Origin of the sequence: Methanobacterium alcaliphilum (assembly GCF_023227715.1) — an archaeon.
GTDB classification, from domain to species: Archaea; Methanobacteriota; Methanobacteria; order Methanobacteriales; family Methanobacteriaceae; genus Methanobacterium_E; species Methanobacterium_E alcaliphilum.
Genome location: NZ_JALKIF010000018.1, coordinates 18046 through 33017, shown reverse-complemented (window position 1 = coordinate 33017; position 14972 = coordinate 18046). Strand labels below are relative to the sequence as shown.

At 35.3% G+C, this 14972-nt stretch carries 16 protein-coding genes; 7 read left to right on the top strand and 9 right to left on the bottom strand.

All coding sequences use genetic code 11. The annotated features are described in order from the left end of the window. The 9 genes from MXE27_RS11285 to MXE27_RS11245 all read right to left on the bottom strand — a co-directional run. Positions 1-284 (bottom strand): 4Fe-4S dicluster domain-containing protein (locus tag MXE27_RS11285; RefSeq protein WP_248612546.1); only part of this gene is annotated, 284 nt, incomplete at its 3' end. Positions 285-305: 21 nt separating this feature from the next. Beyond that, on the bottom strand, positions 306-1727 hold the full coding sequence (gene mvhA / locus MXE27_RS11280) for a F420-non-reducing hydrogenase subunit MvhA (protein WP_248612545.1): 1422 nt from the start codon (positions 1725-1727) through the stop codon (positions 306-308). Further along, entirely contained in the window at positions 1728-2654 is a 927-nt protein-coding gene (gene mvhG, locus MXE27_RS11275) for a F420-non-reducing hydrogenase subunit MvhG (RefSeq protein ID WP_248612544.1), read from the bottom strand. It abuts the gene before it with no gap. Positions 2655-2668: 14 nt separating this feature from the next. Then, the gene (locus MXE27_RS11270; RefSeq protein ID WP_248612543.1) at positions 2669-3097 is read right to left on the bottom strand and encodes a hydrogenase iron-sulfur subunit; all 429 of its coding nucleotides are present in this window, start codon (positions 3095-3097) and stop codon (positions 2669-2671) included. A gap of 370 nt (positions 3098-3467) precedes the next feature. Then, complete coding sequence (hmdC, locus tag MXE27_RS11265) at positions 3468-5003, bottom strand: 5,10-methenyltetrahydromethanopterin hydrogenase cofactor biosynthesis protein HmdC (RefSeq protein WP_248612542.1); 1536 nt, start codon at positions 5001-5003, stop codon at positions 3468-3470. A 193-nt stretch (positions 5004-5196) separates the two neighbouring features. Then, on the bottom strand, positions 5197-5607 hold the full coding sequence (locus tag MXE27_RS11260) for a hydrogenase iron-sulfur subunit (RefSeq protein ID WP_248612541.1): 411 nt from the start codon (positions 5605-5607) through the stop codon (positions 5197-5199). 44 nt (positions 5608-5651) lie between these two features. Next, positions 5652-6800 (bottom strand): Coenzyme F420 hydrogenase/dehydrogenase, beta subunit C-terminal domain, encoded by a 1149-nt coding sequence (locus MXE27_RS11255; protein WP_248612540.1) that lies wholly within the window; start codon positions 6798-6800, stop codon positions 5652-5654. A gap of 8 nt (positions 6801-6808) precedes the next feature. Continuing rightward, entirely contained in the window at positions 6809-7918 is a 1110-nt protein-coding gene (locus tag MXE27_RS11250; RefSeq protein WP_248612539.1) for a molybdopterin-dependent oxidoreductase, read from the bottom strand. Between the two features lie 39 nt (positions 7919-7957). After that, positions 7958-8341, bottom strand: a complete 384-nt coding sequence (locus tag MXE27_RS11245) for a hypothetical protein (RefSeq protein WP_248612538.1) — start codon at positions 8339-8341, stop codon at positions 7958-7960. Between the two features lie 679 nt (positions 8342-9020). Between MXE27_RS11245 and hmd the strand changes: the two genes are divergently transcribed. From hmd to MXE27_RS11210, 7 genes are all read left to right on the top strand, one after another. After that, a complete protein-coding gene (gene hmd / locus MXE27_RS11240; RefSeq protein WP_248612537.1) occupies positions 9021-10055 on the top strand; it encodes a 5,10-methenyltetrahydromethanopterin hydrogenase in 1035 nt (344 codons plus the stop codon). 146 nt (positions 10056-10201) lie between these two features. Then, a complete protein-coding gene (gene hmdB, locus MXE27_RS11235) occupies positions 10202-11248 on the top strand; it encodes a 5,10-methenyltetrahydromethanopterin hydrogenase cofactor biosynthesis protein HmdB (protein WP_248612536.1) in 1047 nt (348 codons plus the stop codon). Positions 11249-11274: 26 nt separating this feature from the next. Next, entirely contained in the window at positions 11275-11751 is a 477-nt protein-coding gene (locus MXE27_RS11230; protein ID WP_248612535.1) for a DUF3236 domain-containing protein, read from the top strand. Between the two features lie 19 nt (positions 11752-11770). Then, entirely contained in the window at positions 11771-12571 is an 801-nt protein-coding gene (locus MXE27_RS11225; protein WP_248612534.1) for an SAM-dependent methyltransferase HcgC family protein, read from the top strand. A gap of 21 nt (positions 12572-12592) precedes the next feature. Then, complete coding sequence (locus MXE27_RS11220; protein WP_248612533.1) at positions 12593-13342, top strand: Nif3-like dinuclear metal center hexameric protein; 750 nt, start codon at positions 12593-12595, stop codon at positions 13340-13342. 399 nt (positions 13343-13741) lie between these two features. Further along, positions 13742-14386, top strand: a complete 645-nt coding sequence (locus MXE27_RS11215) for a hypothetical protein (protein ID WP_248612532.1) — start codon at positions 13742-13744, stop codon at positions 14384-14386. Further along, positions 14386-14901, top strand: coding sequence for a UPF0254 family protein (locus MXE27_RS11210; protein ID WP_248612531.1), 516 nt, complete (start codon positions 14386-14388; stop codon positions 14899-14901). The genes MXE27_RS11215 and MXE27_RS11210 overlap by 1 nt, the downstream gene beginning before the upstream one ends. Positions 14902-14972 lie beyond the last annotated feature (71 nt).

Genomic DNA, 14972 nt, shown 5'->3' with positions numbered 1-14972 from the left:
TCTTCCAATTTAAGAGTCTGAGGGGGACACACATCTACACAGTCACCACACTCATCACATAGAGCAGGGTTGAAGACAATTCTACCTTGAGTAGTGCCTTCTTCATCTAAGACCATTTCCTCTAATTTTAATGCATCTTGAGGGCAAGTTGCAACACATTTTGGTTCGCCGCCACAGATATCACAGTAAATCACATTTGCAGGAGTTACTTCAATAGCTGCAGTAGGGCAAGTGCCTTGGCAAGCGCCACACCTGATGCAGTCTTCTTTGTTGACTACTATCATTTTTACCACCTTCCGGCGAGATTAGATTCTGTTGACCAGGTTACCCTGTTTGTCAAACACTTCTAAGGTGGCAAGTCTCATTTGGCTGTCGATGGTGTGGGTAGCACAGGATAGACATGGATCGTATGCTCGGATAACCATTTCCATTAAGTTGAAGATCTTGTCGTCTACTTCTACGCCTGGTTTAATGTAGTCCTGAGCAACCTTTTGGATACCCATTTCCATGGCGGGGTTGTTCTGGATAGTTGCAACTACAATGTTAGCTTTAGTAACTTGACCGTTTTCATCACATGCATAGTGGTGAGTTAAAGTTCCACGAGGTGCTTCCACTATACCTACACCTTCACCAGCTACTCTTTCAAGTGAATCTGGGAATTTTTGTGCGGATAGGTCTCCTTCTAAAGCATCAGCAGCACATTCAGCTGAAGCTAACATTTCGATGAGTCTAGCCCAGTGGAAGAGTAAGGTTTGTTGACCATATCCAAAGGAATCTCGGAATTCTTTGAGTCTGTCTTGAGCGAGTGGTGCAGCATCAGGCATTTTGTCTACAACATTTATCCGTGATAATGGAGCGACTCTGTAAACACCGTCTGGGTATCCCATTTCTTTGATGTATGGGAATTTTAACCAGGAGTATGGTTTTACGTGTTCAGCAATGGTGTCAGTATAGTCAGCAGGTTTGAATTCTCTAAAGAGGTTACCTTCTGCGTCTTTGATTCGGACATCACCATCGTAAACATCCCAGTCGCCACCGTTCTTAACAAGACCCATGTGCGGAGTTACAATATTACCTAATGAATTTACTAGGTCAATATTTTCTTCAAATATAGGTATAGCTAAGTCAAGAGTAGCTTGAGATAATTCTACGTTTTCTTGAGCTCTTTTCAAGAGGTCTTTTTGGGTTTCATCATCTAATTCACTGGAAATACCCCCAGGAGTAGAAGAAGTTGGGTGAATAGGTCGTCCGCCTATTTTTTTAACCATTTCTAGACCGTTTTTCCTGAGTTGGATAGCTTGTAGAGCAACATCAGGTGCGTCTTTAATAATTTGGAATACGTTTCTTGTTTTTCTGTCTTTTCCAGCAATGAAATCAGGTGCAGCCAGGAAGTAGAAATGCAGAGCGTGGGAGTGCATGAATGAGCCCCAGTTCATTATTTCTCTCATTTTATAAGCTGCAGGTAATACATCATCTGCTTCGAAACCAAAACAAGCATCTACTGCTTTAGCAGCAGCTAAGTGGTGTTGTACGTCACATATACCACAAATTCTTGGTACAATTCTTGGAACTTCTTCTATGTTTCTTCCTTGTAGGAATTTTTCAAACCCACGGAATTCCATAACATGTAACCTGGTGTCTTCCACGTTTCCAGCATCGTCCAGATGAACGGTAATTTTTGCGTGACCTTCAATCCGAGTTACAGGTTCCATTGTAAGTTTTACCATTTATTTACCCTCCTTTTGGATTTTCATAGGCACTAATGCCGCTGGGAGTGTATAAGTGTAGAAAGTACCGACTATATCATCTAATTGATCTGCTACTTCTTCAGGATCAACTGTTTTGTCTTCTTCTACCTTATAATCAGAAGCAATAGCACTAATCATTTTAGCACCTTGATCTTGAACCTTAGGAGTAGGTCCGTAGCATCCTCTGCACTGAATTGCTATGCTAGGACATTCTGCACCACATAGTGAAACAGTTGCTGGCCCCATACATATTAATCCTTGAGGGATAAGGCATAATTCTTCTTCAGGTTTTCCAACTTCAAACTGTCTTTTTATGAAGTCCATAGCCAAACCTTCCGGTGGTTTTTCTCTAGGACAAACTTCACAAAGATTAGTTGATGGAAGTTCTATTGCTTCTCCTTTTAATAATCCTAAAACAGCTTGAGCAACCACATCAGATCGTGGAGGACATCCAGGAATAGCTAAATCAACATCAATTGCTTCAGCTAAAGGTCGTACTCTACTTTCTAATGCAGGGACTTCCTCACAAGGAATAATTCCTTCAGGGTTAGGAGTACTGCATGAGTTAATGTAAGCTTCTTCCATTACTTCCTCTTTAGGCCAGAGGTTTCTTAGTCCGGGAATTCCGCCGTAGACTGCACAAGTTCCATAGCTTATGACTAAACCTGCTTTTTCTCTCATTAGTTCAGCCATTTCCCTGTTTTCTTCGTTTACTATTCCACCTTCAATGATCATAACGTCCACTTCTGGGACTTCATCATATTTGGTGTCCATTAATACTGGGCTGAATTCAAAGTCAGCTAATTCCATAACATCTAGAAGAGCTTCGTGGAAATCAGCAATGGATAAGTGACATCCCGAGCATCCGCCCAGCCACATGGTTCCTATTTTTACTTTATCGGCCATTCTTTTTCCTCCACTTATGCTTCAGCCTCAATTTGTGCTTTCAATGGGGATGGACCTAAATCCTTAATTCGGTTAACCATCATGGTAACGGTGTTAGCGAATTTTTCACCTTCAGATGCAGAGATCCAGTCGTGGTAAATCCTTTCTTTTCCAATTCCCATATCTTCTGCTAGTTTGTAGATAAGTCTCATTCTTCTATCAAGTTTGTAGTTTCCTGCGTCGTAGTGGCAGTCTCCGTGGTGACAACCTGCTACAATAACACCGTCAGCGCCTTCTCGGAAAGCTTTGAACACAAATTGTGGTTCAATTCGTCCGGAACACATTACTCGAATTACTCGGACATTTGGCGGGTATTGCATCCTTGCTGTACCTGCAGTGTCAGCCCCACCGTAGGAGCACCAGTTGCAACAAAACATTACAATTTTTACGTCATCCTCAGCCATAGAGTTTCCTCCTTGCTTATATAATATGCTGTACATCAATGGTACCAGAAAAATGGTCTATTAATTGTACTTGTTATATGGATTTAAGTCAAGTAAGTATAAAGGTTACTTATAAAAACAAGTCGAAAATTTTATATATCAGATTAATAATTTCAAGTTTGGTATTACATATATAAAAGAGCAAAGATAATTTGTTTTCAGATTTAAATAGTTTAAATTATCGTTATAAACTTCAAAAACAGATAAAACGATGAGAATACAACTCATACCCCATCATTGAGCTCTTTTAAGATATTTTTTTTAATAAAGTAATACAAATTTTAATTATAATATATCATAATCGAATCTAATTAAATAAAAAAAATAGGAGTTAATCCACCAGAGATATAGCCCCCGGAAGATTTTTAGATAATTTCCGTGCTAGATTAGGAATGGTGGAAGTTATAATTGAAGTATCTGCCAGATCATAGGATCCCTTATCATCAGAATTACCTCTAATGATATCAGTTTTAAGTTCTGATCTTAAATTATTCACTGTGACTTTTTCAACCCATGGGTCTAAGTCACTTATAATAATCTGATCCACCATACCATCGAGTTCCTTGGCCATGGCCCATGAAACAAATCTTCCGCCGAAAAGAGCCACAGTTTCTTTAATTTCACCATCTTTGGTCATTTGGGCGATATCTGAAACAGTATTCGTAATCTGAGCTTTGGAATAAAGTGGAGACTGTGCAATGCAAACCCAGTGGGCATCACCTAAATAAGTATCTCCAATCTTTTGAGGATACACATTTTCCGGACCCACAACTTTTACTGATGCTGCAAGTGCTTCCAATTCATCTTTTCCTATTGGTGCTCTGGTCTGAGAACCACAACCACAACCACAATTAATTTCTTCCCTAATGATTTGCATAACTCGAGGTAATCCAAAATTACCTCTTTTTGCAGTACCTGGAGAGTAACCACACATATAACCATGATGGTTTTGAGGAAAGCCAGTTATAATTGCATTTAACCCCGCTCTCAATCCAACACGACATTCATCTTCGTATGCACCATTAGTAGCAACAATTTTACCGGGCACTAAAATTCTGGCAATGGCTACTGCACGAGCGAATGCATCTAACCTATCCTCTGCCTGATTAAATGGGCCACCTTCCAATACAAAAACATCAGCATTCATATCCAGAGCCGTGTTAAATCCTGAAATCAAATCATCATAGCCATCTCCTACAAACATTATTGATTCAATCCCCTTACCATGTTTTTTTGCCAAATCTGCAACTTCTTTAGCTTCATCTAAAGGGGCGGCATGGCTTTCTCCACCCTGTACACATGTTAGGTTGATTGCTACCGAAGAAGCTAATTTGACCCATTCTTCCCTATCAGCAAGGCTATCTTTTTCCTTATCCAAAAGTCTCGAATGAATCCTATCCCTAGGACACCCATCAAAGGGAGGTCCTTGCATATAACACTGCCCATGGCACCGTATAATCTCTTTAGGAAACCTCATGGGGCCAAATTTTCCAAAATGATCCAGATCCATGGGAACATCAGTTGCTTCCCTTACTTCCCTTATTAAATCTATGGGCCTCATCCCATTGGATTCAGCGATATCTGCAAAAGCATAAGCACAGACATGAATAGAAGCTCCAATGCTATCTGATAGAACACAGTTACCTATTAAATCAATTTTATCAAGATCAGATGCACAGGTACCTGCCAAAATTTCAGTTAAATCACAACCCAAAGGGAATGTTTTGAAATTCATTCCCAGTTTGTAAACATCATTTCTTTCAAGTTCTGAAACAGCATCTATAATCTCTAAAGGATCTTTTTTTAGTTTAGATAGCTCCCAAGCAGCATCTAGATCATTTATTGCTTCTTTTACAATATCATGCATTTTTTCACCGAAAAATAGTTTTATTCATCCACAACGTATCCTAGTAAAAATCAAACTTAATCACTTATTAATTATATTAAGTATCAGTTTAGATTTATCTAAGTTATTGAATGCTTATTGCTATTAAAGTTTAACTTAGTAATACTAAAATAATTGAAGTAAAAAAATAATAAAATAAAAAAAATATTAAAAGTTATTTAGAAAAAGATCTGTGAACTGGACCCAATTCATTTACATTATCATAGAATTCAGTCATGGTTTTCTGGAACTTTTCACCTTCTGATGCTGAAATCCATTCAAATCTGAATCTTTCTTTTTCAATTCCAAACTCAGGTAGTATATCTCCAATCATATCAGCCCTTCTTCTCCATTTATAGTTACCAGCATCATAGTGGCAGTCACCCATATGGCAACCACCTACAAAAACACCATCAGCCCCATCTCTAAAAGCCTTAAGAATCATAGAAGCATTAATTCTACCAGAACACATTACACGAATAATTCTAACACTTGGAGGGTACTGCATTCGGGCAGTTCCCGCAGTATCTGCCCCTCCATAGGAGCACCAGTTACAACAAAACCCTAATATTTTTGGTTCAGACATATAATCACCTTATTATAATTTCCATTTATCCAAAGTATCCTCATTTATTCCTTTTCAGGACTATATAATGGGGGCATTTCATCGCTAACACCGGCCACATATCCTGTTTTTTCACGGTATTTTTTCTGAATTTTATCATATATTTTGGAAACCGGAATTTCCATAGGACATACATCTTCACATTGCCCACAGTTTACGCAGCTAAATGCCATATGAGATAATCTTACACCCTGAAAAGTCAATGGATCTGGAGGTGTTTGACCGTCTTCCTGATAAAATTCTTTTTCTAGTTCACATTCCCTGCACCAGCATACCGGACAAACATCACGACACCCGTAACATTTAATACAGCGACCCCAATATTCATCCCATTTTTCAATGGAGGGATATTGAGCATCTAGTAGTTTACCCTGGAATTTCTGGGCCAGTTTGATCATTATTCCTTCAACTTTTTCACGGATGCCAATTAATTTATCAGAGGGTGTTTTAATTTCGACATATCCCTTATTTTTTGCATCTTCTACTAATTTTTCTCCTTTAGGTGTGTTAATTTCAATAAACGTCCATTCATCCTCGGATCCCCAATTACCACAAGCTACATCTGCATTACGTGGAACCATCAATTCACATCTTTGACAGTTTTCACGGCGACCATATCCCTCTTCTTCCAAATCGTCAATTTTAACTGACTTATGCGTTCCATCTTTTAATTCTACGATAAATTGTCCTTTGTCGATTTCTTCTTTGATTACATCAGCAGGGTCCACTTCATAAAATAGTTCAATCATCCTTTTAGCGGTCTGGGGCATTAATGTACCCCCGCAGTTGAGGCCTATTTGATAAACTTTCTCGGGATCTATCTGATTTCGCTTTTCAAGTTCGTTGATGGCCATAGCATCACACGGTTTTACAGCAACACCAACTTTTAAATCACTTAAAAATCTGGAGATTAGATCTCCAACCATAGTAGGAGCGCAATGGAGGGAACCACATGTTTCAATGATTTCCGAAGATTCTGTAATCAGTGCAGGTATCCCATCGTAAACATCCTCACCTTTAGTCAAGGTTAATATTCCATCAATCTCTTTTTCATCTAACAGGTACTGGAAAAGACCGCTAACAGCACCACCGCACGCCCCATTTTCACGGATTTTTTCATCTTTTGCTCGGGCAAGTATATATTTAGAACTCATTATATCACCTATAAATCAATTCCCACATTTTCAGCAATTTTATGTAAAATCAATGCATCTTCCAAAGCATTTTCGGGTGCATTAACCACCTTAGAAAAGTTTTGAGTATTTCCTGCGCTGTTGGTGAATGATCCTTCTTTTTCAGCCCAACAAGTTCCGGGTAAAATAATATCAGCTAGATTAGTTGTTTCATTAGTAGATGTGGCAATGATTATTAACAAATCCAATCCTTTAAATTCAGATTCTCCAATATATGAAGCTGTATCATCCTGTATGATCATCAAAACTTTGACTTTACTAATTAAATCTTTTATTTGAGAGGTATTCATCGGAGTAATATGATCCATGACTCCTTTACTATTACATTCCTTTAAAACAGGCAATATTTTAGATTTATTCATCTTAGAAACTCTTAATATCTTTTCAAAATCATTTTTATCATCTAATTTATTGAATATGATTATTGACGATTCCGTTAAATTATCAATTATCTCCTTAAAACCATTGTCCATAAATTCTGAAATTGAATCAACCTGGAGATATTTATCAGAATTCATACTGGTAGTGCTGATATTTAAAGTATCTACCGAAGCTATTTCAGCACCCTTTTCTTTGGCTAAGATAATTCTTCGACCAATTAATGGGTTGTCTTTTAATACATCGCCTATTATAAAAATAAAATCAGAATTATTTATTTCATCCATAGAAGCAACTTGTTCATCAAATTCCGGGAATTCTCCAGAATAATAACCAATCTGAGTGACCCCATAAGAACTTGCGAAACTGTTTATGATCTCTGCTTCTTCATTAGTGTTTGTTCCAGATGCAATGATCCCTAATTCATTGGGCGAATACGTTTTTAGTTTTTCTGAAATAAATTTTAATGATTTTTCCCAATCAACACCATTGAATGCATTATTTTTTTTAATCATGGGAGTTTTTATTCTCTGTTGATTGTTTACTTTCTCAAAGCTATCTCTTCCTTTTATACAGTTCTTTCCCTCATTAACAGGATGTTTTTTATAAGGGTAAGTGCCGATAACTACTTCATCTCTATTGATTAAATTTATACCGCACCCTACACTACAGGAGGGGCATATTGTATGCTTTATCATCATTTTTACACCTTTTCACATAGTTTTTTAATTATTTAATACCTATATGAGATTTATTTCACTATATTTAGATAAATTATCTTTATTTTGAGTATCAGGCATTTTCAATGAATATTCTGATTCTTCGTGATCCAAAGAACACTCTTTAGTCAAGTTTATCATTTTTACGATTATTTTAAGGCCTTTATTCAGAATTAAAGGCGAAACACTTTCAGAAAACTCTTCTGAATCATTATAACTTAAAAATCCTTCAATTTTAAAGTTTAAAGGGAATTTATTCAGATTCTGAACCCTAAAAATGTACTCAGTACAATTTGAATTTAAATTAGTATAATCAATGCTCCAATCTAAATCCAAATCTAAATTACAAGATTTAGGATTAATATCCGGGCGAAACATCCCGATTTTTTGTATATGCATTTCCATATTCTCACCTGTCAACACCAATGCGATTGTGATAAATATCGAATAAATAGTATTACAGATATAAATCTTTCTAAAATATTTAATCACCCAATAGTCGTTTTACCTTATCAAAAGACACCACAAACCCATATTTTAAAAAAAAAAAATTTTAAAATTATTTTAAAGAAAAATAGATATTGAGAATTAGTATATTACAAAAAATAATAATAATGTATTATTGTAATAATAATAAAAAATTCATTATATCAAACTAATATAGGCCAAAACACTTCAAAAAGTTATTGTAGTGACAATTAAAAAAAATAAATGTATTTAAAACAATATAACCCAGAACTATGAAAAAACAAAGCCATGAAAGTGCTAAACATATTATTAATATTTTAATAATTTTTTATATTATAATGAATAAGTAATATAAAAATATAGGTTAATATTAAATATTTAACATATTAAAAAGATTCATTTTTAAAAAACAATAGTAATAATAATCCATTTATTTTCCATAGAAGAGTAATAATAATATAAAATAAATCCAACAAATTTTAAGATGGCGATTAGTATTATAAGAAGTTTTTGAAAGAATTTCTAACCAAAAAATTTATATAGAAATCCACCTATTTATAAGTACTACTTATTATTAAAGTAGTATGAATAATTGATATGAAAAAGGTGTTTTAGTATGAAAGTTGCAATATTAGGAGCAGGATGTTACAGAACTCACGCTGCTAGTGGAATTACTAATTTTTCACGAGCATGTGAAGTAGCTGAATCAGTTGGAAAACCAGAAATCGCCATGACCCACTCCACCATAACCATGGGTGCAGAGTTAATGGAATTATGTGGAATAAAGGATATCGTAATTGCAGATCCAATTTTCGATCATGGAATTACCGTAATTGATGATTTTGCCTATGAAGATGTAATCGAAGCTCACAAAGAAGATCCAGAAAAAGTAATGCCCGATATTAGAGCAAAAGTTAATGAAGTTGCTAAAGACTTACCAAAACCACCTAAAGGAGCAATACACTTTACTGATCCGGAAGACCTTGGTTTTGAGGTAACATCTAATGATGTTGAAGCTGTAGCTGATGCAGATTGGATTATGACTTGGTTACCAAAAGGCGACATGCAGATGGGAATCATAGAAAAATTCGCTGATAGTATAAAAGAAGGCGCAATATTAACCCATGCATGTACCGTACCCACCACCATGTTCCAAAAAATATTTGATGATTTAAGCAGCCCTGAAATGAATGTTGCCCCTAAAGTTAATGTATCATCTTACCACCCTGGTGCAGTACCTGAAATGAAAGGTCAAGTATACATTGCTGAAGGATTTGCCAACAATGATTCCATTAATAAATTAATGGAACTAGGTGCAACTGCCAGAGGAAATGCTTACACACTACCAGCCGAACTATTAGGACCTGTTTGTGACATGTGCTCTGCCCTAACTGCAATTACTTACGCTGGTATTTTAGGATACCGTGACTCTGTAATGAATGTTTTAGGTGCTCCAGCAGGATTTGCTCAAATGATGGCCAAAGAATCATTAGAACAAGTTACTGCTCTAATGAACAAAGTAGGTATTGATAAAATGGAAGAAAGTTTAGAACCAGGCGCATTACTGGGAACTGCTGATTCCATGAACTTCGGAGCTACTGGAGAAATTCTACCAACCATCTTAGAATCTTTAGAAAAAAGAACTAAATAATAAAATACTTTTTTTTATTTCTTTTTTGTAATAAAAATTAATGTATAAATATTATATTGGGACTATTCAATAGTTAAAAAAATATTTTAAAAAAGATATACTATAATTAAATAATTCTGATACGCATTAAACGACATGGTGTTAAATTGATAAATGAAATATTAAAAAAAGCATTAAGTGGGAAATCACTGGAAAACAATGAAATATTAGCTTTATTTCAAATTGATAACTATGTTGATTTCATAAAAATGCTGAAAACCGCAGTAAAAATCAGAAATAAAAATAACCGGCCCATTAAACTAACTTCTACTGTCCATATGACTAATAAGTGCCAGGTTAGTCCTAAATGTAAATACTGTGGTTTTGCTGCAGGAACATCCAAAGAAGGATATTTTCATTCATTTTTCAAACAAGATCAGGAAATATTAGATGCTGTTTTAAATATCGAAAAATCGGGAATACCCCGAGTAAGCTGTTCAGGTGCCCATGGTTTTAAGGGCAAACATGCTGTTAAAGCCGCCCAAATTGTTAAAGAAAATACTTCACTGGAATTACTAGTTAATGTAGGTTCAGATTTAACTAAATCTGCCATAGAACAATTAGCATATTATGAAACAGATACTATTTGTTGTAATTTAGAAACTGTTAATGAAGAAATTTTTAATGACTTAAAACCTGGCGAAACATTAGATCAACGCATAGAAATATGCCAAATGGTTTCGGATGAGGGAGTAGAACTTTCTTCAGGCCTTTTAATAGGGCTAGGTGAGTCATATCAAGACCGCATAAATCATTTAAATTTTTTAAAAAGATTTGAAACTCTTGGAGAAATTCCAATAATGGGTTTTAACCCATATAAAGGCACTCCCATGGAAAATCATCCCAAATGCTCATTAGAAGAACAGTTGAAAACCATTGCCATAACTCGAATTTTGTTCCCACCGATTAGAATAACTGTGCCCACTCCTACTATCGGTCCCAAGAATGTCCAGTTCTCTCTTATGGCCGGAGCAGATAATTTAGCAACAGTTATTCCAGATTCTTATCCTCACGAAGTGAAAGGAGTAGGTTCTCCTGTTTTTGGAAATTTAAAAGATGTTTTAGAGGTTTTAGATGAAATGGGTTTAAAAGCTCAACTAAATGAACCTCAAAATTCTAATCACTATAAAAATAAAGTTCCCCAAATATACTGATTAATAATAATTTTATTGGTGATTAAGTGAATCTGGAAAAATCTATTAAAAATGCTTATCAAGAATCAGTTGACGGAACTCGCAGGGGAGACAGTTTTGCAGAAGTTAAAAAAATTAAGGCATATATTAAAAATGCAAAGCGAATAATTGTGCCCAACTGGAATAAAGCAAAAATAGACGTGGTTAATCAGGTTCTAAAAGATTTTGAACTGAAAAAAGCAGAGCACTTAGAATTCCACACAAACTCATGCGACCTTACACGGATGCCTGCCCTAAGTAAAGCAATTATGGCTTTAGATATTTCTTCTGCAGACCTAGTTATAGCTCGAGGGCGCCTAGGGGTTCCTGGATCCGGGTCAATGTTAGTAATAATAGATAATAAAGGTCGTTTACTATCAGCCACCATATCTCCGGCCCATGTAATCCATGGAAAATCTGTGCAAGATGCAGTTAGAGATGAAATCACAGCTGCACTGGAGAGAATTGGTTTTTCAAAAGAATAAATATTACCCGGAAAATTGTATGAAAAACAAGAAAACCCCTAAATCAGACCAGATTGAACCCGGCATCACTTCCACAGTTAAAACTATTTTTTCTAAAACCACAGTGGAAGATATAATAAATACCATTGCGGATTACAAAAAAAATGCCGTTTTGAAGTACCTGAGTGCAAATAATATTCAACCGTCCCATACTTTGATTGTGGGTACCTACCTCACCGGGGCAAAGATTGCAAACGATCTTGTTAAGAGAGGACATGTGACTGTGGTGGACATCCACCCCCAGGTTAAATCTTTCCTTGATTCGTCTGTAACCTTTAAAAACAGCATATATGAGCTTAACATACAGCAGACTTTTGATCTAATTGTTGATACCACGGGCCTAGGAGGGTTATCTTCAGAAGAAATGAATCATCTGAAAGCTCCAGAAGTATTCTTAGCAGAAAACCCAACCTCTGATGGTAGTGATGAAATGATTAAAAAAATCGATGCAACTAAGAATCGCCTTGAATATTTTAATGCTCCTTTTATAGGTCAAATTTTTACTGAAGGATTGAATACAAAGACTTCCGGGACTATGAGTCTTGCTGTGGAAGTTATGAAAAATTCCATGCATGAAGTGCTCCATAAGGAGGGCGTACTCTATTCTGTTTCTTCACTTGATTTTTATGAGAGAATTCTCTTCCAGGAAAAAGACACAGCAAAGTTTCTAAAAACAATCCAGAGACCAGCCATTGTAGTTTCATCCCTGGGTAAAATTGACCCCGATTCCATTATAGAAAAAAATCTTAAAAAAATTTATTCAAAAATTTTGGTAGAATAATAATTCCCTGGCGATATTCTTATGAAAACTTCTAAGTTATTTCAAAGTATTGAAAAAAAGATCCCTCCAAATATAGCTTTAAATGAGGATAAAATTGGTTTTTTTGGTAGCAAATCGATTTTAGAAGAAAATATTGAAAAAGTCCTGGTTTTAATGGATTACTTACCCTTGAAAAATTTGGAAGAATTAAAAAAACAAAAAATTCTAAATTACAATGATTTCGATCTGATGGTGCTGCACCACCCCCCACCAGATAATATTAAATTAGAATACCCTGTGTATATCATCCATTCCAACTGGGATATTGTACCGGGAGGAGCATGTGATGCTCTGGCTGATACTTTAAATATAACTACAAGTGGTGTTTTAGACCATGCAACTGGATTGGGACGTTTGGGTAATTTGAATAACGGCCCTGTTTATCTAGAAGAATTCATGGATCTCGTGCAAAAAAAGTTAGATTTAGATTATCTGAGGGTGGTTAATGATGAAAACACCTTGATCAACGATATTGCATTAGTGTCTGGTTTTGGTTTAAATCCTTATTTTATTAACTTATCCTATGGAAAAGGAGTTGACTTATATTTATCAGGTGATCTCACACATCCCGGGGCAATTCTTGCCAAAAATTTAGGTATTAAATTAATTGATGCCACTCATCACGCTACAGAAATACCGGGGCTTTACCGCTTAGGTGAAGTTATTTCTGATAGTGGAGTTGAAGTTCAAATATTTGATAGCGATCTACCTTGGAACACTCATTCACGATAGTTAACTGATAGCATTAGGCTATGCCCCTAAAATTAAAAAATATTATAGATTTAAACAACCAAATTAGCCCCATAATCATTTTTTAATCAAATTAATACAAATTAAAGTGAAATAAAGCATTATGTAATACTTTTTTATAGAAAAGTATTTATAGGTATTATACTATAACAATCATTATCTACGGATTATGTCCAATCCAGTAGATTTAATACTGCAATTTTTAAAATAGGGCATCTCAAACATTTTACAATAAACTTCGCTCAAATGTTTTCCCTTGTTTTTGATGCCCACCAAATTGCTTTTATGGAAGTTGAAATTACAAAAATCCATTAAACTAAAAAATAACAATTGTTATATGAGATTATAAAAATTAAGAATAATAAAAAGAAAGGTGAAAACATGAATCAAATTAATGAAATGGAAAATAAGAAAATCCCAAAAGGAAAAGTTTCATTGGTGGGCTTAGGCCGATTAGGACTTAGAACATCTTTAAATCTATTGCAAGCCCATAGAGGTGGGCCAGAATTAGTCTATGCAATAGATGCCCAAAAAATTTCTATTGATGACTTAATATTCCGAATGTATGGTGGAAAAATAGGGGAATATAAAGTTGATTTCCTGAAAAGGTTGGTTGGAGAAGGATTTAGCAAAGAAATCGTGGCCATACCCGAAGATATAACCCGTGAAAATATAAATTTAGTCAAGGGAGATGTGGTCTGCATAGAAATTGCTGGTGGCGATACACTAAAAATTACTTCTGATATAATAAAGCACGCCCATTTAAATGATGCAATGACTATAAGCACCGTAGGAGTTTTTGGTATTGGTGAAGAAGAAATAAGTGTACAAGATATTTCAGAAGCTGATGAAACAAATCCTATCGTAAAAACATTGAAAGAAAATGGTATAACTAGAAATCACCTATTAATTGGTACTGGAAAACTAATTAGAGATTGGGAACCAGTTACTCCTTACATGCTGGATAAAATTTCTGCAGTCATAGCCGCAGAGATATTGAAATTATTGAAAAGTAAAGTGAAATAATGAATTCAGAATTAATTACTATTTCTACAGCCGAATGTTTTACCCATGGCAAAATTGCACAGGAGATACATTCTTTTTCCCAAGGTTACCCCTCAAAATATCCCTGGAAAATCGACCCTGCCCTACATAAATTATCAATAATTGGCAGTGTATTTGCCCCAACTGTTTCTGGTGTGGAAACACTGCTAAAAATAAAACCTCACCCTCCATTTACCACCATAAATGATATTAAAGTCTACGACCAGGAAGGAGATATAAAGATGGCTTTAATGATGGCTGAAGCCGTGCGTGAGATAACCGGATCTTCTATTGCAATAGGTACAACCGCAGGCATAGGAAAAGGGGGCATAGCTATTTGCAATGATAAAATAAATTTCAGCTGCTCTTCAAATATCGCTGCAGATCTTAGAACTTCTCCTGCTTCTGTCATTATGCAAAGACAAAAATCAGGTGTAAAAAAAGCGTTATATTTACTTGAAAATTTAATTACAGGAAAAGAACCGTTTCCTAAATGAAGCACCATCATCTACAGCAGATAAAAAAATATTAATCTTTTAAATATTTTCAACTTTTTACTTAATTATTT

Coding starts and splice junctions, on each gene's coding strand:
- hmd (WP_248612537.1), top strand. CDS start 9,021: ATGAAAGTTGCAATATTAGGAGCAGGATGTTACAGAACTCACGCTGCT.
- MXE27_RS11245 (WP_248612538.1), bottom strand. CDS start 8,341: ATGGAAATGCATATACAAAAAATCGGGATGTTTCGCCCGGATATTAAT.
- MXE27_RS11255 (WP_248612540.1), bottom strand. CDS start 6,800: ATGAGTTCTAAATATATACTTGCCCGAGCAAAAGATGAAAAAATCCGT.
- hmdC (WP_248612542.1), bottom strand. CDS start 5,003: ATGCATGATATTGTAAAAGAAGCAATAAATGATCTAGATGCTGCTTGG.
- MXE27_RS11250 (WP_248612539.1), bottom strand. CDS start 7,918: ATGATGATAAAGCATACAATATGCCCCTCCTGTAGTGTAGGGTGCGGT.
- MXE27_RS11210 (WP_248612531.1), top strand. CDS start 14,386: ATGAATTCAGAATTAATTACTATTTCTACAGCCGAATGTTTTACCCAT.
- MXE27_RS11225 (WP_248612534.1), top strand. CDS start 11,771: ATGAAAAACAAGAAAACCCCTAAATCAGACCAGATTGAACCCGGCATC.
- mvhG (WP_248612544.1), bottom strand. CDS start 2,654: ATGGCCGATAAAGTAAAAATAGGAACCATGTGGCTGGGCGGATGCTCG.
- MXE27_RS11260 (WP_248612541.1), bottom strand. CDS start 5,607: ATGTCTGAACCAAAAATATTAGGGTTTTGTTGTAACTGGTGCTCCTAT.
- mvhA (WP_248612545.1), bottom strand. CDS start 1,727: ATGGTAAAACTTACAATGGAACCTGTAACTCGGATTGAAGGTCACGCA.
- MXE27_RS11270 (WP_248612543.1), bottom strand. CDS start 3,097: ATGGCTGAGGATGACGTAAAAATTGTAATGTTTTGTTGCAACTGGTGC.
- MXE27_RS11215 (WP_248612532.1), top strand. CDS start 13,742: ATGAATCAAATTAATGAAATGGAAAATAAGAAAATCCCAAAAGGAAAA.
- MXE27_RS11220 (WP_248612533.1), top strand. CDS start 12,593: ATGAAAACTTCTAAGTTATTTCAAAGTATTGAAAAAAAGATCCCTCCA.